Source organism: Pseudomonas sp. Sample_14 (genome assembly GCF_004307515.1).
GTDB classification, from domain to species: Bacteria; Pseudomonadota; Gammaproteobacteria; order Pseudomonadales; family Pseudomonadaceae; genus Aquipseudomonas; species Aquipseudomonas atacamensis.
This window is the reverse complement of the sequence record NZ_RCOC01000022.1, coordinates 1-21025: the sequence shown is the minus strand read 5'-3', so window position 1 is coordinate 21025 and position 21025 is coordinate 1. Positions and strand designations below refer to the sequence as shown.

Annotated in this window: 22 protein-coding genes and 1 pseudogene; 4 read left to right on the top strand and 19 right to left on the bottom strand. The window is 61.0% G+C overall.

Annotated features, from left to right (window positions below):
• Positions 1–1095 (top strand): annotated as a pseudogene (locus D8U61_RS04615) (glucan biosynthesis glucosyltransferase H); the annotation flags it as partial.
• Between the two features lie 249 nt (positions 1096–1344).
• Here the strand turns inward: D8U61_RS04615 and D8U61_RS04610 are convergent.
• The 10 genes from D8U61_RS04610 to ubiE all read right to left on the bottom strand — a co-directional run bounded on the left by D8U61_RS04610 (position 1345) and on the right by ubiE (position 9460).
• Positions 1345–3261 (bottom strand): methyl-accepting chemotaxis protein, encoded by a 1917-nt coding sequence (locus D8U61_RS04610; protein ID WP_024011252.1) that lies wholly within the window; start codon positions 3259–3261, stop codon positions 1345–1347.
• A gap of 95 nt (positions 3262–3356) precedes the next feature.
• On the bottom strand, positions 3357–4064 hold the full coding sequence (locus D8U61_RS04605) for a 16S rRNA (uracil(1498)-N(3))-methyltransferase (protein ID WP_122508487.1): 708 nt from the start codon (positions 4062–4064) through the stop codon (positions 3357–3359).
• Entirely contained in the window at positions 4061–4852 is a 792-nt protein-coding gene (gene tatC / locus D8U61_RS04600) for a twin-arginine translocase subunit TatC (protein WP_016772075.1), read from the bottom strand. The genes D8U61_RS04605 and tatC overlap by 4 nt, the downstream gene beginning before the upstream one ends.
• On the bottom strand, positions 4849–5301 hold the full coding sequence (tatB, locus tag D8U61_RS04595) for a Sec-independent protein translocase protein TatB (RefSeq protein ID WP_130926495.1): 453 nt from the start codon (positions 5299–5301) through the stop codon (positions 4849–4851). The genes tatC and tatB overlap by 4 nt, the downstream gene beginning before the upstream one ends.
• A 10-nt stretch (positions 5302–5311) precedes the next feature.
• A complete protein-coding gene (locus D8U61_RS04590; protein WP_016772073.1) occupies positions 5312–5593 on the bottom strand; it encodes a twin-arginine translocase TatA/TatE family subunit in 282 nt (93 codons plus the stop codon).
• Between the two features lie 25 nt (positions 5594–5618).
• Positions 5619–5951 carry a phosphoribosyl-ATP diphosphatase gene (locus D8U61_RS04585; RefSeq protein WP_003220849.1) on the bottom strand — a complete coding sequence of 111 codons (333 nt, stop codon included), beginning with the start codon at positions 5949–5951 and terminating at the stop codon, positions 5619–5621.
• Positions 5944–6345 carry a phosphoribosyl-AMP cyclohydrolase gene (gene hisI / locus D8U61_RS04580; RefSeq protein WP_007899278.1) on the bottom strand — a complete coding sequence of 134 codons (402 nt, stop codon included), beginning with the start codon at positions 6343–6345 and terminating at the stop codon, positions 5944–5946. Before hisI ends, D8U61_RS04585 begins: the two co-directional genes overlap by 8 nt.
• A 120-nt stretch (positions 6346–6465) precedes the next feature.
• Entirely contained in the window at positions 6466–8070 is a 1605-nt protein-coding gene (ubiB, locus tag D8U61_RS04575; protein WP_110602570.1) for a ubiquinone biosynthesis regulatory protein kinase UbiB, read from the bottom strand.
• The gene (locus D8U61_RS04570; protein WP_130926494.1) at positions 8067–8690 is read right to left on the bottom strand and encodes an SCP2 domain-containing protein; all 624 of its coding nucleotides are present in this window, start codon (positions 8688–8690) and stop codon (positions 8067–8069) included. The genes ubiB and D8U61_RS04570 overlap by 4 nt, the downstream gene beginning before the upstream one ends.
• Positions 8690–9460, bottom strand: coding sequence for a bifunctional demethylmenaquinone methyltransferase/2-methoxy-6-polyprenyl-1,4-benzoquinol methylase UbiE (gene ubiE / locus D8U61_RS04565; protein ID WP_016772069.1), 771 nt, complete (start codon positions 9458–9460; stop codon positions 8690–8692). The genes D8U61_RS04570 and ubiE overlap by 1 nt, the downstream gene beginning before the upstream one ends.
• A gap of 154 nt (positions 9461–9614) precedes the next feature.
• On the opposite strand from ubiE, the gene D8U61_RS04560 reads away from it, so the two are divergent.
• The 3 genes from D8U61_RS04560 to D8U61_RS04550 all read left to right on the top strand — a co-directional run bounded on the left by D8U61_RS04560 (position 9615) and on the right by D8U61_RS04550 (position 11481).
• A complete protein-coding gene (locus tag D8U61_RS04560; protein ID WP_130926493.1) occupies positions 9615–9890 on the top strand; it encodes a polyhydroxyalkanoic acid system family protein in 276 nt (91 codons plus the stop codon).
• Between the two features lie 228 nt (positions 9891–10118).
• On the top strand, positions 10119–10541 hold the full coding sequence (locus D8U61_RS04555) for a phasin family protein (protein ID WP_016772067.1): 423 nt from the start codon (positions 10119–10121) through the stop codon (positions 10539–10541).
• Between the two features lie 10 nt (positions 10542–10551).
• Entirely contained in the window at positions 10552–11481 is a 930-nt protein-coding gene (locus tag D8U61_RS04550) for a phasin family protein (RefSeq protein ID WP_130926492.1), read from the top strand.
• Between the two features lie 254 nt (positions 11482–11735).
• Here D8U61_RS04550 and D8U61_RS04545 read toward each other — a convergent pair whose 3' ends face one another.
• The 9 genes from D8U61_RS04545 to D8U61_RS04505 all read right to left on the bottom strand — a co-directional run.
• Positions 11736–12356, bottom strand: coding sequence for a TetR/AcrR family transcriptional regulator (locus D8U61_RS04545; protein ID WP_024011259.1), 621 nt, complete (start codon positions 12354–12356; stop codon positions 11736–11738).
• 30 nt (positions 12357–12386) lie between these two features.
• Positions 12387–14069 carry a class II poly(R)-hydroxyalkanoic acid synthase gene (phaC, locus tag D8U61_RS04540; RefSeq protein ID WP_130926491.1) on the bottom strand — a complete coding sequence of 561 codons (1683 nt, stop codon included), beginning with the start codon at positions 14067–14069 and terminating at the stop codon, positions 12387–12389.
• A gap of 140 nt (positions 14070–14209) precedes the next feature.
• The gene (phaZ, locus tag D8U61_RS04535; RefSeq protein ID WP_016772063.1) at positions 14210–15064 is read right to left on the bottom strand and encodes a poly(3-hydroxyalkanoate) depolymerase; all 855 of its coding nucleotides are present in this window, start codon (positions 15062–15064) and stop codon (positions 14210–14212) included.
• 215 nt (positions 15065–15279) lie between these two features.
• The gene (phaC, locus tag D8U61_RS04530; RefSeq protein ID WP_076565222.1) at positions 15280–16959 is read right to left on the bottom strand and encodes a class II poly(R)-hydroxyalkanoic acid synthase; all 1680 of its coding nucleotides are present in this window, start codon (positions 16957–16959) and stop codon (positions 15280–15282) included.
• Between the two features lie 257 nt (positions 16960–17216).
• Entirely contained in the window at positions 17217–17588 is a 372-nt protein-coding gene (locus D8U61_RS04525; protein WP_016772061.1) for a DUF971 domain-containing protein, read from the bottom strand.
• 77 nt (positions 17589–17665) lie between these two features.
• On the bottom strand, positions 17666–19003 hold the full coding sequence (gene hslU, locus D8U61_RS04520) for an ATP-dependent protease ATPase subunit HslU (protein WP_130926490.1): 1338 nt from the start codon (positions 19001–19003) through the stop codon (positions 17666–17668).
• Between the two features lie 55 nt (positions 19004–19058).
• On the bottom strand, positions 19059–19589 hold the full coding sequence (hslV, locus tag D8U61_RS04515) for an ATP-dependent protease subunit HslV (protein ID WP_007968352.1): 531 nt from the start codon (positions 19587–19589) through the stop codon (positions 19059–19061).
• 290 nt (positions 19590–19879) lie between these two features.
• Entirely contained in the window at positions 19880–20590 is a 711-nt protein-coding gene (locus D8U61_RS04510; RefSeq protein ID WP_016772059.1) for an SPOR domain-containing protein, read from the bottom strand.
• Between the two features lies 1 nt (position 20591).
• On the bottom strand, positions 20592–21025 hold a 434-nt coding region (locus tag D8U61_RS04505), incomplete at its 5' end, for a DALR anticodon-binding domain-containing protein (protein WP_277751628.1).

Genomic DNA, 21025 nt, shown 5'->3' with positions numbered 1-21025 from the left:
CGCTGGTGCCACGGCAACCTGATGAACTTCCGCCTGTTCCTGGTCAAGGGCATGCACCCGGTGCACCGCGCGGTGTTCCTCACCGGCGTGATGTCTTACCTGTCGGCGCCGTTGTGGTTCTTCTTCCTGGTGTTGTCGACCGCGCTGCTGGCGGTGAACACGCTGATGGAGCCGCAGTACTTCCTCGAGCCGCGTCAGCTCTATCCGCTGTGGCCACAATGGCATCCGGACAAGGCCATCGCGCTGTTCTCGACGACCATCGTGCTGCTGTTCCTGCCGAAGCTGTTGAGCATCATCCTGATCTGGGCCAAGGGCGCGAAAGAGTTCGGCGGCAAGTTCAAGGTGACCCTGTCGATGCTGCTGGAGATGCTGTTCTCCATGCTGCTGGCGCCGGTGCGGATGATTTTCCACACCCGCTTCGTCCTCGCCGCGTTCCTCGGCTGGGCGGCGACCTGGAACTCGCCGCAGCGTGACGACGACTCGACGCCGTGGAGCGAAGCGGTCAAGCGCCACGGTCCGCAGACGTTGCTGGGCTTCTTGTGGGCGCTGCTGGTGATCTGGCTGAACCCGAGCTTCCTCTGGTGGCTGGTGCCGATCGTCGGTTCGCTGATGCTGTCGATCCCGGTATCGGTGATCTCCAGCCGTGTCGGCCTGGGCCTGAAGACCCGTGACGAGAGCCTGTTCCTCATCCCTGAGGAATACAATCCGCCACAGGCGCTGCTGGCAACCGATCAGTACACCCACGAGAACCGCTATCACGCGCTCAACGACGGCTTCGTCCGCGCCGTGGTCGATCCTCAGCAGAACGCCCTGGCGTGCTCGCTGGCGACCTCGCGTCACGGCCAGGCCGAGCCGATCGAGTGGCTGCGTCAGGAACGTGTGCGTCACGCGATCAAGGTCGGCCCGGCCGGGCTGAACAACCATGATCGCCTGCAACTGCTTAGCGACCCTGTCGCGCTGGCACGCCTGCACGAGCAGGTCTGGGCCGAAGGTCACGCTGAGTGGCTGGACGCCTGGCGCGCTTCGGTGAAAGCCGATCCGCATGCGCCGTTGCTGCCGCTGCGACCGGTGAGCCTGCAGGCTCAGCCGGCCTGATAAAAAACCCCGCTGATTCAGCGGGTTTTTTTTATGTCCGCTGATTTGCGAACAAATCCGGATAAAGCCTAAAACCAGTGCATAGCATCCGTCGCCGAATTGGCGCGCCCGTTACCTACGACGCGCAAACCGCGCCGCTGCCTTCGCGAGCAGGCTCGCTCCCACCTTGGAATGCGTTTCCCTGTGGGAGCGAGCCTGCTCGCGAATGGCATCACCTCGGTTACAGGCTAACCGAGGTTGTGCATCAACTCAGACTTTGAAGCGGCCGACCAGCATCTGCAGATGCGTGCCCAACCGCGCCAGCTCGACGCTGGACGCTGCGGTCTCTTCACTCGCCGCCGAGGTCTGATCGGACACATCGCGCACGTTCAGTACGCTGCGGTTGATCTCTTCGGCCACGGCGCTCTGCTGCTCGGCGGCTGCGGCGATCTGCTGGTTCATTGCCTGGATCGCCGACACAGTGCGGGTGATGCTCTCCAGTGAGCCACCGGCACGCCGGGTCAGTTCGACGCTGCTGTCGGTGAGGCTGCGGCTGTTGTCCATGATCGTCGCCACTTGCTGGGTACCGTTTTGCAGACCGACGATCAGCTCCTCGATCTCTTCCGTGGACTTCTGCGTGCGCTGGGCGAGGCTGCGAACTTCGTCGGCAACCACGGCGAAACCACGTCCGGCTTCACCGGCGCGGGCCGCTTCGATGGCGGCGTTGAGGGCCAGCAGGTTGGTTTGCTGGGCCACCGACTTGATCACATCGAGGACGCTGCCGATCTTGTCGCTTTCACGCTTGAGCTCGCCCATGGCTTCGGTGGAGTGGCCGACCTCGACCGCCAGACGTTCGATCTGGGCGATGGCTTCGCCGACGACCTTGTCACCTTCGCGGGCCTGTTGATCAGCGGCGACAGCGGCCTCAGAAGCTTCTTCAGCGTTGCGCGCGACTTCCTGCACGGTAGCCGCCATTTCGTTCATAGCGGTGGCGACCTGATCGGTCTCGATCTTCTGATTATTGACCCCGGCGCTGGTCTGCTCAGTCACCGCGGATAGCTCTTCAGCGGCGCTGGCGATCTGCGTGACGCCGTCGCTGATACCGCCGATCAACTCGCGAAGGCCCTGGGTCATGCTTTGCATCGAGCGCTGCAATTGTCCGAGTTCGTCGCGACGCAGGGAAACCAGGTTGTGGGTCAGGTCGCCAGCGGCCACGCGCTCGGCGACTTTCAGGGTCTGGGTCAGCGGAATGATGATTTGTCGGGTGATCGCCCAAGCGGCAATCAGACCGAAGGCCAGTGCCAGCGCAGTGGCGACCAGCAGCATGTTCTTGGCATGGGCAGCATCGGTGTCGCGCACCACGGTTTGCGATTCAGTGAGCTTCTTGCTGACCGACATCAGGATCTCGCCCTGAGCCGACATGTTCGCCAGTGCAGCAGTGTTCTTGACCTGCGAATCACGGAATTGAGCGACGGCGGCGCGATAGGCCTTGAGCGAGTCGGTGGCCTGCTGCAGGTTGGCGATGTGCTGCTCTGGCACGCGGGTCGGCAGGCTTTCGAGGTTTTTCAGGGCGTTGTCGATGGCGGTCAGCGCCGGTTGCTCGGCATCGGCCTTGCCGCTGTAGGTGTAGCCGCGCACCTGATAGCGCGCCTGCTGCAACAGTTTGCTCAGCTCGATCACCGCGTTGTACTGCGCAACGCTGTCACCTTGCAGCAGTGCACTTTCGACTTCGCCGACCTTGGCCACGGCATTATCGGCATTGGCGCCAAGCTTGCTGCGCGCATCTTCACGCTGGACGGTGGCCTGGGTCATTTCGCCGAAGGCGCGTTTGTATTCGGCGACCGCAGCAAGCTGTTGATCGACCATCGCCACATCGGATGGCTGCTCGATCATGCCGCGTGCCGATTGCAGACCGCTTTCGAGTTTGCTGAGCAATTCATTGACCGCGCCCGGACCCTGTTCACCACGACGCATGTCGTAGTCCATGCGCGCCAGGCGCAGGTCTTTGGTCAGCTCATTGAGGCTGGAAATGAAGCCGAGCTTGTCGCCACGGCTGATGATGCCGCTCATGCCGGTCCAGCCGGTGAAAGTGATCAACAGCGTCAGCAACAGCACCAGGCCGAAACCGATGCCCAGCTTGCGTTTGACGCTGACGTTTCCAAGACTCTCGGCTAACCAACGGTACATGCGACCACTCCCTTCGGACCACTTAATTGGACTTATAGGGGGTGTATCGGCTGGGTGATGGCAATCTGTAACGCCTTTTGTCCGACGCGGTCGCGTCAGAACAGGCGTGCAAGCAGGGCGGTCACGGCGGTTTCGACGCGCAGGATGCGCTCGCCCAGTTGCACCGGTTGCAGGCCGGATTTGGCCAGCAGATCGATTTCGTAGGGAATCCAGCCACCCTCGGGGCCGATGGCCAGGGTCACCGGTTCGCTCAGAGCGCGCGGGCAGGGCGGGAAGTTGCCGGGGTGGCCGACCAGGCCGAGGGTGCCCTCGGCGATCGCCGGCAAGCGATCTTCAACAAAAGGCTTGAAGCGCTTCTCGATAACGATCTCCGGCAACACCGTATCGCGAGCCTGTTCAAGACCGAGGATCAACTGCTCACGAATCGCTTCCGGCTCCAGAAACGGCGTCTGCCAGAAGCTTTTCTCCACGCGATAGCTGTTAACCAGAATCACCTTGGCCACACCCATGGTCGCGACAGTCTGGAACACGCGGCGGAGCATTTTCGGCCGGGGCAGGGCCAGCACCAGGGTCAGCGGCAGTTTGGCCGGCGGTGGCTGATCGAGGTTGACGCGCAGCTCCGCTTCGCCCGCTTCCAGACGCAGCAACTCGGCCGAACCCATCAACCCGTTGATGCGCCCCACACGCAGGCTGTCGCCGACTTCCGAGCGATGCACTTCCTGCATGTGGGTCAGACGGCGATCACGCAGAATCACGCGGTCGGCCGCAATGAAGTCGGCCTCTTCGAGCAGCAGCAGGTTCATGCCTGGGTCGCTGGCGGCTGGTCGTTGTGGTCGTCGGCCGGCGTTTCGTCCGGGCGTTCGCGCTTGCTGACCAGCGCGCCGAAGAGGATGCCGATTTCGAACAGCATCCACATCGGCACAGCCAGCAGGGTCTGCGAGAAGATGTCCGGCGGGGTCAGGATCATGCCGACCACGAAGCAGCCGATGATCACGTACGGGCGGATCTTCTTCAGGTATTTGACGTCGACCACGCCGATCCACACCAGCAGGACCACGGCCACCGGGATCTCGAACGCCACGCCGAAGGCGAAGAACAGCGTCATGACGAAATCGAGGTAGCTGGCGATGTCGGTCATCATTTCCACGCCGGCCGGGGTGGCAGCGGCGAAAAACTTGAAGATCAATGGGAAGACGAAGTAATAGGCGAACGCCATGCCGATGTAGAAGAGCAGGATGCTGGAGATCAGCAACGGCACCGCGACGCGTTTTTCATGCTTGTACAGGCCCGGCGCGATAAAGCCCCAGATCTGATGCAGGATCACCGGAATCGCGAGGAATAGCGAAACCATCATGGTCAGCTTCAACGGCGTCAGGAACGGCGACGACACGTCAGTGGCGATCATCGTCGCGCCGACCGGCAGGTACTGGCGCAGCGGCGTCGAGACGAAGGTGTAGATCTGCTGGGTGAACGCGAACAGCCCGGCAAAGATAATGAAGATCGCCGCCACGCAACGCAGCAGGCGGGTGCGCAACTCGGTGAGGTGTGAAACCAGCGGCATGTGCTGGTCGTTTTCGGGGAGATCGCTCATGGGGCTCGCGGCGGCAGTGTAGGGTCTTGAGGCGCTGGTGTAGCCGGCGCGGCGGAGGGCGCTACGTGTTCAACCGATGTGTCTGTGGTAACCGGCGCCGGTCCTGGCGGTATTACAACAGGTGCAGGTGCAGGTGCAGTGGGAGCGGCAGCGCTGTGAATCGTCTGCTCGCCCACAGGTTCGACCGGCGTCGGCTCCTGCTGGTTCGGATTGAAAATCTTCCGCGCCTCTTGCTCCAGCGACAGAATATGTTCGTTGTGCAGTTGCCGACGGATCTCGTCGGCACCGATTTCACGTTCAACTTCCTGTTTGATCGCGTTGAAGCTGCGCTTCAGGCGGCCGACCCACAGACCGGCGGTGCGCGCAGCGCCCGGCAGACGCTCGGGGCCGAGCACCAGCAGGGCGACGAGGCCGACGAGCAGCAGTTCAGAGAAGCTGATACCAAACATTAGTCAGTGCTCACACGTCTTTGCGGATCGGCTCTTCGACTTTTTGCGCCTGCACGTCGATGGTGTGCGGCGGGTTGGCCTGAGCGGTGGTTTGCGGCTGCACCGGTGGCACTGGCTGGGCCGGCGGGGTCACGCTCGGCTCGGCCGGTTTTTCGTCGTCGTTCATGGCTTTGCGAAAGCCCTTGATCGATTCGCCAACGTCGGTGCCGAGGTTTTTCAGTTTCTTGGTACCGAACACCAGCACCACGACAATCAGAATGACGACCCAGTGTTTCCAGTCAAAAATGCCCATGTGGCGATTCCTCTCTAAAAGTTGTTCAGGCGGACGGACGCGAGGCTTTCTCGACGTGTCCGGACAGGCCGAAGCGACGGTCCAGTTCATCCAGCACGGCCTGCGGATGCTGCCCCAGTTGGGCGAGCATGACCATGCTGTGGAACCACAGGTCGGCGGTCTCGTAGATCACATCACTGCAATCGCCGCTGATCGCGGCATCCTTGGCGGCAATAATGGTTTCGACCGACTCTTCGCCGACTTTCTCCAGAATCTTGTTCAGCCCCTTGTGATACAGGCTGGCGACATACGAGCTGTCGGCGGCTGCGCCTTTGCGCTCTTCAAGTACCTGAGCGAGGCGGGTCAGGGTGTCACTCATGTGTGTGTCCTGCGGAATAGATAGCGTGCGGGTCTTTTAGCACCGGGTCGACCGTTTTCCAGTCGCCGTTTTCGAAGACCCGGTAAAAGCAGCTTTGACGGCCGGTGTGGCAGGCGATGTCGCCGATCTGTTCAACCATCAGGATGATCACGTCGGCGTCACAGTCCAGGCGCATTTCATGCAGGGTCTGCACATGGCCGGACTCTTCGCCCTTGCGCCACAGCTTGCCACGGGAACGTGACCAGTAGATTGCACGATTTTCCGCAGCGGTCAGTTCCAGCGCTTCGCGGTTCATCCAGGCCATCATCAATACGCGCCCGGTCTTGTGATCCTGGGCAATCGCCGGCACCAGGCCGTCAGCGTCCCACTTGATCTCGTCCAGCCAGTTTTTCATCTTCAATTCCTGAAAAGCAGCTTCGAGTTTCAAGCTTCAAGCTGCAAGTAAAAGCAGGTTGCGGTGTGCCTGTAGCGTCAAGCTTGAAGCTGGCAGCTTATAACTTGCAGCTCAATCGTGCTATCGGCGAACGACCAGATACAAACCGACCGCGATCATGATTCCGGCGGGCCAGTGCGACCAATCGGTCAACGGACCACCCGCTGCGAGGATCGCGCCGCCGGCCAGATGCGCGCAGCCGAGCAGGCGCAGGAACCAGTCGTCCTTGCGTTTGCGCCACGGCGGCGGTGGGTCTTTGGCGTGGGGTTGCGACATGCGTTCGAGCAGATCGCGGGCCATGTTCGACAGGTGCGGAATCTGCTCCAGCTGGCTCTGCACGTTGCCCAGCAAGGCTTTCGGGCTGACGCGTTCGCGCATCCAGCGCTCGAGAAACGGCTGCGCGGTGTTCCACAGATCCAGATCCGGGTACAGCTGACGCCCGAGGCCTTCGATGTTCAGCAAGGTCTTCTGCAACAGCACCAGTTGCGGCTGCACTTCCATGTTGAAACGGCGAGCGGTCTGGAACAGGCGCATCAGCACCTGGCCAAATGAAATATCTTTTAACGGTTTTTCGAAGATCGGTTCGCACACCGTACGGATCGCCGCTTCGAATTCGTTGAGTTTGGTTTCCGCCGGCACCCAGCCCGAATCGATGTGCAACTGCGCGACACGGCGGTAGTCACGCTTGAAGAAGGCGAACAGGTTGCGCGCCAGATAATCCTGGTCTTCCGGGGTCAGGCTGCCGACGATGCCGCAGTCAATCGCGATGTATTGCGGGCTCCACGGATTGACCGTGCTGACAAAGATGTTGCCCGGGTGCATGTCGGCGTGGAAGAAACTGTCGCGGAACACCTGAGTGAAGAAAATCTCCACGCCGCGCTCGGCGAGCATCTTCATGTCGGTGCGCTGGTCGGCAAGGGTCGCCAGATCGGTGACCTGGATGCCGTAGATGCGCTCCATGACCAGCACTTTCGGCCGGCACCAGTCCCAATAGACTTGCGGTACATAAAGCAGCTGCGAGCCTTCGAAGTTGCGGCGCAACTGGCTGGCGTTGGCCGCCTCGCGCAACAGATCGAGTTCGTCGTAAATGGTCTTTTCGTAATCCTGCACCACGTCGACCGGGTGCAGCAGGCGCGCGTCAGCGGAGAATTTTTCCGCTGCGCGGGCGAGGATGAACAGCCATGCCAGATCCTGCGCGATGATCGGTTTCAGGCCTGGGCGAATAACCTTGACCACGACTTCTTCGCCACTTTTCAGCTGCGCCGCATGCACCTGCGCCACCGAGGCCGAGGCCAGAGGGGCGACGTCGAAACGGCTGAACACTTCGCTGATTTTCTTGCCCAGCTGTTCTTCGATCAGCTTGATCGACACTTGCGAATCGAACGGCGGCACGCGGTCCTGCAGCAGCATCAGCTCATCGGCGATGTCTTCCGGCAACAGGTCGCGGCGAGTCGAAAGAATCTGCCCGAACTTGATGAAGATCGGCCCCAGATCCTGCAACGCCAGACGCAAGCGCGCACCACGGTTGAGTTCCAGCGGTTTGCGCGGCAGCCAGCGCCACGGCAGCAAAAAGCGCACGGCCAGAAGGAACCAGGGCAGTGGCAGATCGAACAGCAGGTCATCGAGGCGGTAGCGGATCACGACGCGCTGGATGCGCAACAGACGGCGGACGGCAAGCAGCTTCATGCGTTATCGCTTGGGTCGAGGGATCGGGAAAGGCGCTCGAAACGCGCCTCGAGTCGTTCCAGATCAAGTTTGATCCGGTCCAGTTCGCTGAACCGCGCTTCGGCTTCGCGCTGCCCGACGAGGGTGCGCGATTCTTCGGCGAGGTATTCGGCAAGATTCTGGTTGAGGCTGGCAAATCCTTGTTGATACCAGCGTGCGCGGCTGCGCAGGTGACCACCGAGCAGTTGCGTGGCGACCGGACCGAGCCAGCGCGAGAGTTCGTACTCCCAGTCCAGCTCAAGATCCTGAAGCACGCCGGCCAGCTCCAGCAACACACCGCTGTCGCCATCGAGCTCGACTTCCGGTGCGTGCAGCACCGCGGTCTTGTCTTTGCTCAGGGCCAGTTTCACCAGGCTCGAGGCCGGTGCGCGCAACGTGCAATCGACGTCCGCTGCCCACTGCGCAGCGAGCATCAAGCCTTCGTCACTGGGCAGGATGAACAGTTGCAGCGCCGGGCTGCGGCAGTCGACGGCAATCACCTTGCCGGCCAAATGCGCCAGACGCGGCAGCGCCGTGCTGTCGAGACGCAGCACCCGGTTGAGGCCGAGTTCGACGCTGGCGAGCAGCCCGGTGAGCAACATCAGGGCTTGATGCCGCGGTGCAGGGCGACGATGCCTGCGGTCATGTTGTGATAGGTCACGCGGTCGAAACCGGCCTCGACCATCATCGACTTCAGGGTTTCCTGATTCGGGTGCATGCGGATCGATTCGGCCAGGTAGCGATAGCTTTCCGAATCGTTGGTGATCAGCTTGCCCATCAGCGGCATGAAGGCGAACGAGTAGGCGTCGTAGGCTTTCGACATCAGCGCGTTGGTCGGCTTGGAGAATTCCAGCACCAGCAGGCGTCCGCCGGGCTTGAGCACGCGCAGCATCGAACGCAGCGCGTCCTCTTTGTGCGTCACGTTGCGCAGACCGAAGGCGATGGTCACGCAGTCGAAATGGTTGTCCGGGAACGGCAGTTTTTCCGCGTCGGCCTGGACGAATTCGACGTTGCCGGCAACGCCCAGATCGAGCAGACGATCACGGCCGACCTTGAGCATCGACTCGTTGATGTCGGCCAGCACGACCTGGCCGGTCGGGCCGACGAGGTTCGAGAACTTGCGGGTCAGGTCGCCGGTGCCACCGGCGATGTCGAGCACGCGGTTGCCGCTGCGCACGCCGGAAAGCTCGATCGCGAAACGCTTCCACAGACGGTGCATGCCGCCCGACAGAAGGTCGTTCATCAGGTCGTATTTAGCGGCTACGGAATGGAAAACCTCAGCGACTTTTTCCGCTTTCTGGCTTTCCGGAACGTTTTTGAAGCCGAAGTGAGTGGTGGGTTCGGCATCGCTGCCTTTGCGCTGATCAGTCATATCGCTGTCACCAAAAGAGAATGCGCGACATTCTAATCCCCAAGCCATGCTTTGTCTTGGAATGGCTAAAGGTAAGATGGGCAACCTTCGGGACGATTTGCCGCAGATGCGGTCAAGATTCAACGTCAGCCATTCAATCATCAGGAGTCATTCCATGGCCAAAATCAGTGTTGAGCGAGCCCATACCCTGGGCAAGGACGCCGCCCGGGAAAAGGCCGACAAACTGGCCGCAAAGCTCAATGAACAATACGGCCTGGAGCCGCAATGGTCAGGCGATACCTTGAGCCTCAAGCGCTCCGGCGTGAAAGGCGAAGTGCATGTGGCGGACGATTCGATCAGGGTCGACGTCGAACTGGGCCTGATGATGTCGGCCATGAGCGGCATGATCAAAGCCGAGATCGAGAAGGCGTTGGATAAAGCTCTGGCCTGATTCAGGTTGAAATCCAATCCCCTGTGGGAGCGAGCCTGCTCGCGAAAGCGGTCTTTCAGTCAGATTATCCGTGACTGACAAACCGCTTTCGCGAGCAGGCTCGCTCCCACATTTGTTTAGAGTTGCTCCCGCTGGTTAGGGTGCCCTTTCTAATTTTTCTCCCTACTTTGTGCCTGAGCCCGACACTCGTCCGGCAGTTCCTCAAACCTTCTGCGCGTGAGGTGCACCATGGCCAAAGTCATTTTGAAGAAAAAAATCGACGCTCCGACTTCCACTCTGAGCGACGTCAAATCCTATGCCCGCAAGATCTGGCTGGCAGGCCTGGGCGCCTACACCAAGGTTGGCCAGGAGGGCAGCGAGTACTTTCAAGAACTCGTCGCCGCCGGTCAAACCGTTGAAAAGAAAGGCAAAAAAGCCGTCAGTGAAAAACTCCTCGCGGCCAACGCCGAGATCGATGACGCGGCCACTCAGGTCAGCTCGTTCAAGGGTCGCGTTGAAGTTCAGCTCGACAAGGTTGAGAAGGCCTTCGACAACCGTGTGGCCAGCGCCTTGAATCGGATCGGCATTCCGTCTAAACATGACGTTGAGGCACTCTCTGCTAAGCTCGATGAGCTGACGGCATTGCTCGAACGCGTCGCGCGAAAATCTTAAGGAGAACGGGATGGCTGGCAAAAAGAACACCGATAAAGAAAGCAGCTCGTGGGTCGGGAAGGTCGAGTCCTACTCCCGCAAAATCTGGCTGGCTGGTTTAGGCGTGTACTCGAAGATCGACACTGACGGCAGCAAACTCTTCGATGCATTGGTCAAAGACGGCGAGAAAGCCGAGAAGCTCACCAAGACTGCCGTCGGCAAGAAAGTCGAGGACTCGACCTCCTCGGCCAAGTCGCGCATCAGCGGCGTGAAAGACCGTGCCATGGGCAAGTGGGACGAGCTGGAAGGCGCGTTCGACAAGCGCCTGAACAGCGCGATTTCGCGCCTGGGTGTGCCGAGCCGCAATGAGGTGAAGGCGCTCAACGCCAAGGTCGACACGCTGACAAGGCAGATCGAAAAACTCACCGGTCTGAAAGCTCAGCCTGTGGCGGCAAAAACCGCTGCGGCGAAACCTGCCACTAAAACTGCAGCGGCCAAACCTGCGGCGAAAACCGCAGCCAAGCCACTGACCAAAGCAGCGGCGAAGCCTGCTGCAAAAGCTGCGGCCAAAACTGCAGCCGCCAAGCCTGCGGCCAAAGCGGCAGCCAAACCGGTTGCCGCCAAGGCCGCTGCCAAACCGGCAACCAAAGCAGCAGCAAAACCTGCGACTAAAACTGCAGCGAAACCAGCGGCCAAGCCAGCAGCGAAAACTGCTGCGGCCAAACCCGCTGCGAAGCCTGCGGCCAAACCCGCTGCGAAGCCTGCGGCCAAACCGGCTGCGGCGAAAAAGCCTGCAGTGAAAAAACCGGCTGCGCCGAAAGCCGCTGCGCCGAAACCGGCCGCCGCACCATCGACTGCTCCAACAGCTCCGGCCAACGCGGCAAACTCCGCTGCGGCGCCTACGGCAGCCGCTACTCCGACTGCAGCATCGACACCGTCGACGCCATCCAGTCAGTCCTGATTTCAGGGCAAATCAAAAACGCCCGGCCTGTGAAGGTCGGGCGTTTTTGTTTGTGCATTCCAAGCGGCCCCTCACCCCAGCCCTCTCCCCAAGGAGAGGGAGCCGACCGAGGTCTCCTGCGTCATACGTCGACCTGAACAAATCGAGTCGATTATCGATTCAAAGAAGCTCGCTCAGGTCGGCGTAGCTCGCGAACATCCCCCAATCAGTCCCCTCTCCCTCCGGGAGAGGGTTAGGGTGAGGGGCTTTTCGGGTCAGTCGTGATCCTCAAGGTATTGCAGCGCCATCCGCTCTGTCGCCACCTTCACTGGCGGCAGCAAATGCGGCGCCACCAGCATCATGATCTGATAAACCACCAACCGGACCTCTCCCTCACGATCAAGAATCCGCTGGTAATCCAGCGAGAACAGCAGCGTCATGGTCACCTGCTCGACCAATTGCCCCAGCGCCTGAGTATCGCTGACCAGTTGCCCCGAAGCCTTCAATCGCGCCAGCAACGACGCCAGCGTGCGCTTCAGCGCATTGAGCAGATTGCGAATTCCCTTGGCCAGTTTCGGCAAGCGGCCGGCGAGGTTCGACAGGTCCTGGAACAGGAACCGGTATTGCGCCAGGCGCTCGACGATCAAATGCAGAAACAGCCAGTAATCCTCCGGTGCAAGCTCCACGTCCGGCGGCGGGTCGAGTAGGGGTGCGAGTTCGTGCTGGAAGCGTTCGAACAGACCGAGAATCAGCGGTTCCTTGCCGTGGAAGTGGTAGTAGAGATTGCCCGGGCTGATCCCCATTTCGTTGGCCACCTCCATGGTGGAAACGTTCGGCTCACCCTTTTCGTTGAACAGTTGCAGTGCACATTCGAGAATCCGGTCGCGGGTTTTCATCCAGTCTTCTTAGAAAATTTCGGTTGAGCGTCAGCGCACATGCACATAGGTGCCGGGTGCCGCTTCCATCGGTGGATAGTTCGGGTTACCCAGTGTTGTGCGGGTCTCGTTAAGGGCGCCGGAGCGCTGCGCGACCCATTCCAGCCACTGCGGCCACCAGCTGCCGTCGACGTGTCTGGCATCGTAGTACCAGGCGCGCGGGTCACTGCTCAGTTTGGCGTTTTCGACGTAGGCAGCTTTCGGGTTGCTCGGCGGGTTGAGGATGCTCTGCACATGGCCGCTGTTGGACAGCACGAAACGTCGTTCGCCACCGAGCAGCAGGGTCGAGCGATACACCGCGTCCCATGGCGTGATGTGGTCGTTCATGCCGGCGACGCTGAAGCTGTCGACATTGACCTTCTGCAGATCGATCGGCGTACCGCACACCTCGAGACCGCCAGCGTGGATCAGCGGGTTGTGCTTGAAGAAGTCCAGCAGATCGCCGTGCAGCGCCGCCGGCAGGCGCGTGTTGTCGTTGTTCCAGTAGAGAATGTCGAAGGCTGGCGGCTCCTTGCCCAGCAGGTAGTTGTTAACGAAATAGCTCCAGATCAAATCGTTGGGGCGCATCCAGGCGAAGACCTTGGCCATGTCGCGACCATCGAGCACGCCTCGCTGGTACGAGCGACGCTTGGCCGCTTCCAGTGTTTGTTCATCGGCGAACAGCGTGGCCGGGGTCTCGATCTGGCTGTCGAGCAGACTGACCAGATACGTCGCGCTGGCGACCCGGCGCAACTGCCGTTTGGCCTGCAAATGCCCTTGCAGGGCGGCGATGGTCAGGCCGCCGGCGCAGGCGCCCATGAGGTTGACTTCGCGGGCGCCGGTAATCGCCCGGCAGATGTTCATCGCTTCTTCGACCGCTTCGACGTAACTCGACAGGCCCCACTCGCGATGGCGCACATCAGGATTGCGCCAACTGATCATGAAGGTCTGCAGGCTGTTTTTCAGGGCGTACTGGACGAAGCTGTTCTGCGGGCTCAGATCAAAGATGTAGTACTTGTTGATTTGCGGCGGCACCACCAGCAGCGGCTTGGCGTACTGCTTTTCGCTCATCGATTTGTACTGGATCAACTCGAACATTTCATTGCGAAACACCACAGCCCCAGTGGTGGTCGCTACGGTTTTGCCGACCTCGAACGCCTGCCTGGTCACTTGCCGTGGCAGGCCGTCGTTGTGCAACAGATCATCGAACAGATGGCTCAGGCCACGCACCAGACTCTGCCCGCCGGAGTTGAACAGCTCCTTGACCGCCAGCGGATTGAGCAGGGTGTTGGAGGGCGCTACGGCGTCATTGAGCAGGGTGAAAGCGAAGTGCGCACGGGCACGATCTTCAGGGCTCATGTCGCCTTCATCGATCCAGCTCTTGACCTGTTTCTGCCAGGCCAGATACGCCTGCAGGCTGCGCCGGTAGAACGGGTTGAGGCTCCACGCCGGATCGGCGAAGCGGCTGTCTTGCGGATTGGTCGGGTGCAGGGTTTCGCCGAGCAGTACGCGCCCCAGCTGTCCGCCAAGCTTCAGCGCATGCTTTGCGCTGTGCAACGGATTGCGCAAGCCGTGGGCGGCGACGCTGCGCAGTGTCGACAGCAGATCCCTGCCACGCAGACCGGCGATCGCACTTTGGGCGTTGATAAACACGGCGGGGCTGGGCACCACGCCCGTCGCTGGTTTTTCGCGCATGACTCAACACTCCTTCGTCTTCAGGGCAAAAACACACTCACCGAACCAGAACACCATAGACGCTGTTACCGGTTGCTGCCTGCGCGGCGTCCTGCCGCGCGCTTGATTTGAAAAGTGCTGCATAAAGCAGGCCGCCGCGATCAGCCGCCGAGCGGGGTCGGATGCGGGTGCATGACTGCGCGCAGACGCTCCTCTTCGAGAAACTTCATGATGATCGGCGCCACCGCTTCGGCGCGGGTAATCAGGAACAGATGGCCGTCATCGATGATGTGCAACTGCGCATTGGGAATGCGCCAGGCGAGCATGCGCATGTTGATCAGCGGAATCAGCGGATCGTCATCGCCGGCCAGCACCAGCGTCGGCTGATGGATCTTGTGCAGCCAGTGGATGCTGGTCCAGCCGAGGCCGGCGAACAGCTGCCAGTAGTAACCGAGCTTGCCCGCCGAGCGCACTTTCGCCGCATGGCTGGCCGCCAGCGTCGGGTCGCGGCGGAACGAGCCGCCGTAGATCATCGGCGCGATGCGAATCACATGGGATGGCTGAATGTAGCGGCGCGGGCTGGCCATCATCCACAGCACTTTCGGTTTGCCGGGAACCATCACCGCACCGGCCGCGGTCGCCGCCAGTACCAGTTTCTTGCAGCGCTCGGGGTAGTCGTAGGCAAACTGCTGCGCCAGGGCGCCGCCCCACGACACGCCGATCACATTGACCTGACCGTAGTCGAGATAGTCGAGCATCCGCGCCGTCAGTTTGGCCAGGCCGGGGAAGCGATACGGTCGGTTCGGCGTCGACGAGCCGCCGACCCCGGGGACGTCGAAGGCGATCACTTCCAGATCCGGGTCGAGCGCTGCGACAAACGGAAACACCAGCTCCAGGTTGGCGCCGATGCCGTTGAAAATCAGCAGAGGCGTCAAATGAGGCTTGCCGGGACGCACCGCCGTGCGGAGGGTCTGGCCATCCAGATCGACGGTGCGGAATATGAACGGTTGCGGCATGCGTGAGGCCCTGTAGATTTCAAGTCCACCCGTATTCCTGTAGGAGCGGGCCTTGTGGTGAGGGGATTTATCCCCGTTGGGTTACGAAGCGACCCCGAATCCTGAAACCGCGATTTGTCAGACTGATCGCGGCTAGTCGATTCACGACTGCTTCGCAGCCGAACGGGGATAAATCCCCTCGCCACGAGGCCCTCTCCCACAATGGGTGGTGTCAGTTAACGCTCGTGAACGTAAGTGCCTGGCGAAGCCTCGCCTGCCGGGTACGCTTTGTTGCCCAGTTTCGTCGGGGCCTTTTTCAGGTTGCCCGAGCGCTCGGCCAGCCATGCCTGCCAGTACAGCCACCAGGAATCGGTGTGCTTGGTCGAGTTTTCCTGCCAGTCATCGGCAGTCGCCGCCATCTCTTCGCTGGTCATGTAGCGCGATTTCGGATTGCCCGGCGGGTTGAGGATGCTCTGAATATGGCCGCTGCTCGACAGCACGAATTCGACTTTGCCGCCGAACAGCTGCGCCGACTTGTAGCAGGACTTCCACGGCGTGATGTGGTCGTTGGTGCCGGCCAGCGAGAAGATGTCGGCGGTGACCTGCTTGAGGTCGATCGGCGTGCCGCACACTTCCAGTGCATTGGGGCGGATCAGTGGATTGTTTTTGAACATCTCGATCAGGTCGCCGTGGAACGCGGCGGGCAGGCGGGTGGTGTCGTTGTTCCAGAACAGGATGTCGAACACCGGCGGCTCGTTGCCGAGCAGGTAGTTGTTGACCCAGTAGTTCCAGATCAGATCGTTGGGGCGCATCCAGGCGAAGACCTTGGCCATGTCTTTGCCTTCGAGCACGCCGGCCTGGTAGGAGTGGCGCTTGGCGGTCTCCAGGGTCTGCTCATCGACGAACAGGGCGACGTCGCTGTCCAGGGTGGTGTCGAGCACGCTGACCAGCAAGGTGAGAGCGTTGACCTTGTTCTCGCCGAGCGCGGCGTAGTGGCCGAGCAGGGCAGTGCAGGTGATGCCGCCGGAGCAGGCGCCGAGCATGTTGACGTCTTTGCTGCCGGTGATCGCCGTGACCACATCGACGGCTTCCTTCAGCGCTTCGATATACGTCGACAGGCCCCACTCGCGCTGGGCCTTGGTCGGGTTGCGCCAGCTGATGATGAAGGTCGGCACATTGTTGCGTAGGCAGAAGCGCGCCAGGCTCTTGTCCGGGCTCAAGTCGAAAACGTAGAACTTGTTGATCTGCGGCGGCACTACCAGCAGCGGGCGCTCGTGGACCTGCTCGGTGATCGGCCGGTACTGGATCAGCTCCAGCACATCATTGCGAAACACCACAGCGCCCTCGGTGACGCCGAGGCTCTTGCCGACCTCGAACGCGCCCATGTTGACTTGGCTCGGCATGCCGCCGTTGTGCACCAGATCCTTGGCCAGATGCGAGAGGCCATCGAGCAGGCTCTTGCCGCCGGTTTCGAAGAAGCGTTTGACCGCCGCCGGATTGGCCGCCGTATTGGTCGGCGCCATGGCTTCGGTCATCAGGTTGATGACGAAATGCCCGCGAGCGATGTCCTTGGCGGACAGGCTGCTGTCATCGATCCAGGCATGCAGTTCCTTGCGCCAGGCCAGATAGGTTTGCAGATAACGTTTGTACAGCGGGTTCTGGCTCCACGCCGGGTCGGCAAAACGGCGGTCGTCACCGGCCGGTTGCAGCGCGGATTTACCCAGCAGCACGTTCTTCAGCTCGAGGCCGAAATGGGTCACGTGCCTGACGCTGTGAATCGGTTGTCTGATGGCCTGTTTCAGCACCATTCGAGCAGAGGCCAGCAGATCCTTTCCGCGCAGCCCGACGACGGGGTTAAGCCCCAGAGTGTTTTCCGAGGCTTGGTACTTCAGGTCATCGTTATTCTTGTCACTCATCTACGACGCTCCATTGTCCTGAGACGAGTACCCGGTTTCACGCTGTCGCTTCCACAGCCAATGCCGGGTACTACTGCTCGGGTGACCGTTGATTCTGCATAGCTGCTTTACAGTCGTAGAGCACTGCAGGGAACTTGCCAGCTCCATTGGTTACCCGAGTTTAATTTTTTTCGCAAGCGGCCGATCCGGGGCCGTATGCGCGGAGCATTCAAACAGATGAAGTTAGAAAATGCCCTCTAAAGAGCAAGAGCCACGGCCTAGAGCATCAGCTTGACGAACGACTCGTTCGGATCGCGGGATTTTCCGGCCGCGCGCAGCTCGGCAAGATAATCGTCCCAGAGTTCGTTCTGGCGCTTGCCAAGTTCGTAGAGGTATTCCCAGGTGAACAGGCCGCTGTCGTGACCGTCGTCGAAGGTCAGTTTCAGTGCATAGTTGCCAGCCGGTTCCAGCTTGCTCAGACCCACGTTGAGCTTGCCGAATTGCAGGATCGGTTTGCCGTGGCCCTGGACCTCGGCGGAGGGAGAGTGCACGCGCAGAAACTCGGCGGGCAGGGTGTATTCCTCGCCGGACGCGTAAGTGAGCGTCAGGGTTTTCGAGGCTTTGTGCAGTTTGATGTCGGTGGGAATCATGAAAAACAGCCTTTAGCTGCAAGCTACAAGTTGCAAGCTTAACTCAGCTTGCCGCTTGTAGCTTGTAGCTTGCCGCTCTACAGAATGTAGCGGGACAGATCTTCGTTCTGCGCCAATTCGCCGAGGTGGCTGTTGACGTAGTCGGCGTCGATCAGAATCGCCTTGTCATCGTGGGCGCTGGCCAGGTCGCCGGCGCTGAACGACACCTCTTCGAGCAGGCGCTCAAGCAGGGTGTGCAGGCGACGGGCACCGATGTTCTCGGTCTTCTCGTTGACCTGCCAGGCGATCTCCGCCAGACGCTTGATGCCCTCGGGCTGGAACTGGATGTTCAGGCCTTCGGTTTTCAGCAGCGCGCAGTATTGCTCGGTGAGCGAGGCGTGCGGTTCGCTGAGGATGCGTTCGAAGTCTTCCGGGCTCAGCGCCTTGAGCTCGACGCGGATCGGCAGACGGCCTTGCAGCTCCGGTACCAGATCGCTCGGTTTGCTCAGGTGGAACGCGCCGGAGGCGATGAACAGGATGTGGTCAGTCTTGACCATGCCCAGTTTGGTATTGACGGTGCAGCCTTCGATCAGCGGCAGCAGGTCGCGCTGTACGCCTTCACGGGAGACATCGGCGCCGCCGACATTGCCGCGCTTGGCGACCTTGTCGATCTCGTCGATGAAGACGATACCGTGCTGCTCGACCGCTTCCAGCGCCTTGGCCTTCAGCTCTTCTTCGTTGACCAGACGCCCGGCTTCTTCATCGCGCACCAGTTTCAGCGCTTCCTTGACCTTGAGCTTGCGCGACTTCTTCTTGCCCTTGCCCATGTTGGCAAACAGCGATTGCAGCTGGTTGGTCATCTCTTCCATGCCCGGCGGCGTGGCGATTTCGATGCCGGAGACTTCGGCGACTTCGATTTCGATTTCCTTATCGTCCAACTGGCCTTCGCGCAGACGCTTGCGGAACAGCTGACGCGTGTTGGAATCGGAGCTCGGCGCTTCTTCGTTGCTGAAGCCCTTGCGTGCCGGCGGCAGCAACGCGTCGAGGATGCGATCCTCGGCGGCGTCTTCGGCGCGGTGGCGTACGCGGGTCATTTCCTGTTCGCGGAGCATCTTGATCGCGGCATCGGCCAGATCACGGATGATCGACTCGACGTCGCGGCCGACGTAGCCGACCTCGGTGAATTTGGTCGCTTCGACCTTGATGAACGGCGCATTGGCCAGTTTCGCCAGGCGACGGGCGATCTCGGTTTTACCGACACCGGTCGGGCCGATCATCAGAATGTTCTTCGGGGTCACCTCAACGCGCAGCTCTTCAGGCAGCTGCATGCGGCGCCAGCGGTTGCGCAGGGCAATCGCGACGGCGCGCTTGGCATCGTCCTGGCCGATGATATGGCGGTTGAGTTCGTGGACGATTTCGCGGGGAGTCATGGACATAGTAATTGACGGTCCTCAAGCAGAAACAAGCCGTGGCACATGGGCCGCAACAGGCTTATTCAGCGAGATCCTGCTCCTCAATGGTCTGGGTGTGGTTGGTGAATACGCAGATGTCGCCAGCGATGCCGAGAGCGGTTTCGACGATCTCGCGCGCTGACAAGTCGGTCTTTTTCAGCAGGGCGCTGGCGGCGGCTTGCGCGTAGGCGCCGCCGGAACCCATGGCGATCAGGCCATCTTCGGGTTCGACCACGTCACCGTTGCCGGTGATGATCAGCGAGGCGTCCTTGTTGGCGACCGCGAGCATCGCTTCGAGGCGGCTCAGGGAGCGGTCGGTGCGCCATTCTTTGGCGAGTTCGACGGCGGCGCGGATCAGGTGACCCTGATGTTTTTCGAGCTGGCCTTCGAAACGTTCGAACAGAGTGAAGGCGTCGGCGGTGGCACCGGCGAAACCGGCGATGACCTGGCCGTGGTACAGGCGACGGACCTTTTTGGCGTTGCCTTTCATCACGGTGTTGCCGAGAGAAACCTGGCCGTCGCCGCCCATGACGACTTTGCCGTGGCGGCGGACTGAAACGATGGTGGTCAAGGGAAGAGTCTCCACGCAGCGGGGCGAAAATGCCTTATGCCCATTCATATGGGGGTGCTGGAGGGGATTTCAACCGGTAGGGGCGATGGGAGACGAATGGTGTGTGTGATGACTGTGGCGAGGGGATTTATCCCCGTTCGGCTGCGAAGCAGTCGCGAAACCATCATTTGCGGTATGCCTGCGGTACTGCAATGGCTGGTTTCAGGGCTGCTTCGCAGCCCCGCGGGGATAAATCCCCTCACCACAAAGTTTGAAGGTCACCTGCAAGTTGCAGCTGACCTCTGGGAGCCTTAGCGGCTCTGGCGTTGTTGTAACAACAGGTTGCTGAAGCCGGCACCAGCCAGTTGTTTCTGCGCCGTGGTCAGTTGCTCGCGGTTGCTGAACGGGCCGACCAAGACGCGATACCAGGTTTCATCCTTGACCGTGCCGGACTCCACCGCGACGGCTTGGCCGAGCAGAATGATCTGCGCACGCACCTTGTCAGCATCGGTTTCCTTGCGGAACGAACCGGCCTGGAGGAAGAACTTGGTCACTGGCGCGGCCTTGCTCACCGGTGGCGCTGGCGGCGGCGTGATCCCGGCCAGAGCCGCCTGCGCCCGTGCGGTGTCGATCTTCGCCGCTTCGGCCGGGGTTACCGGCGTGGTCGGGATGGCCGGCACTTGCGGCGTCGGCAGGGTCTTCTCCGGTACCGCGTCCGGCGGCACGATCACTTCCGACTCCGGCAGCAGGGTGTAGAAGTCGTACTTCGGCTTCACCGGTTGCGTCGGGCTCGGCGGGGTCTTGTTGGCCTCGGCGATCTTCGACGCTTTCTGCTGCTGTTCGACTTTCTCGCGCTTGACCGTGTCGCTGCCCTTGCCCGGTTCCAGTTTCATCAGAAACACGATGAACGCGCCGACGGTCAGGCCGATGGCCATCCACAGCCAGCCCGGAATCGGTTGTTTCGCCGGGGCCTGATAGCGGCTAGCGCCGCGTTTGGGTGCAGGTTTTTTCTTGGCAGCCAACTTACATACGCTCCAGAGTTTCCAGACCCAACAGCTCCAGGCCTTGCTTGAGGGTGCGACCGGTCAGTGCGGCCAGACGCAGACGGCTCTGCATCTGCGCCGGGGTGTCGGCGGCGAGGATCGGGCAGTTCTCGTAGAAGCTGGAGAACAGGCCGGCGACGTCGTACAGGTAGGTGCAGAGAATGTGCGGGGTGCCTTTTTCAGCCACGTTGTTCAGCACTTCGCCGAACTGCGCCAGCTTCGCCGCCAGCTCCTGCTCGTGCGCCGCTTCGAGGACGATCTGGCCGTCGACTTCGCTGAAGTCCTTGCCCAGTTTGCGGAACACACCGGCCACTCGGGTGTAGGCGTAAAGCAGATACGGCGCGGTGTTGCCTTCGAAATTGAGCATCAGGTCGAAGTTGAAGCTGTAGTCGCTGGTGCGGTGCTTGGACAGGT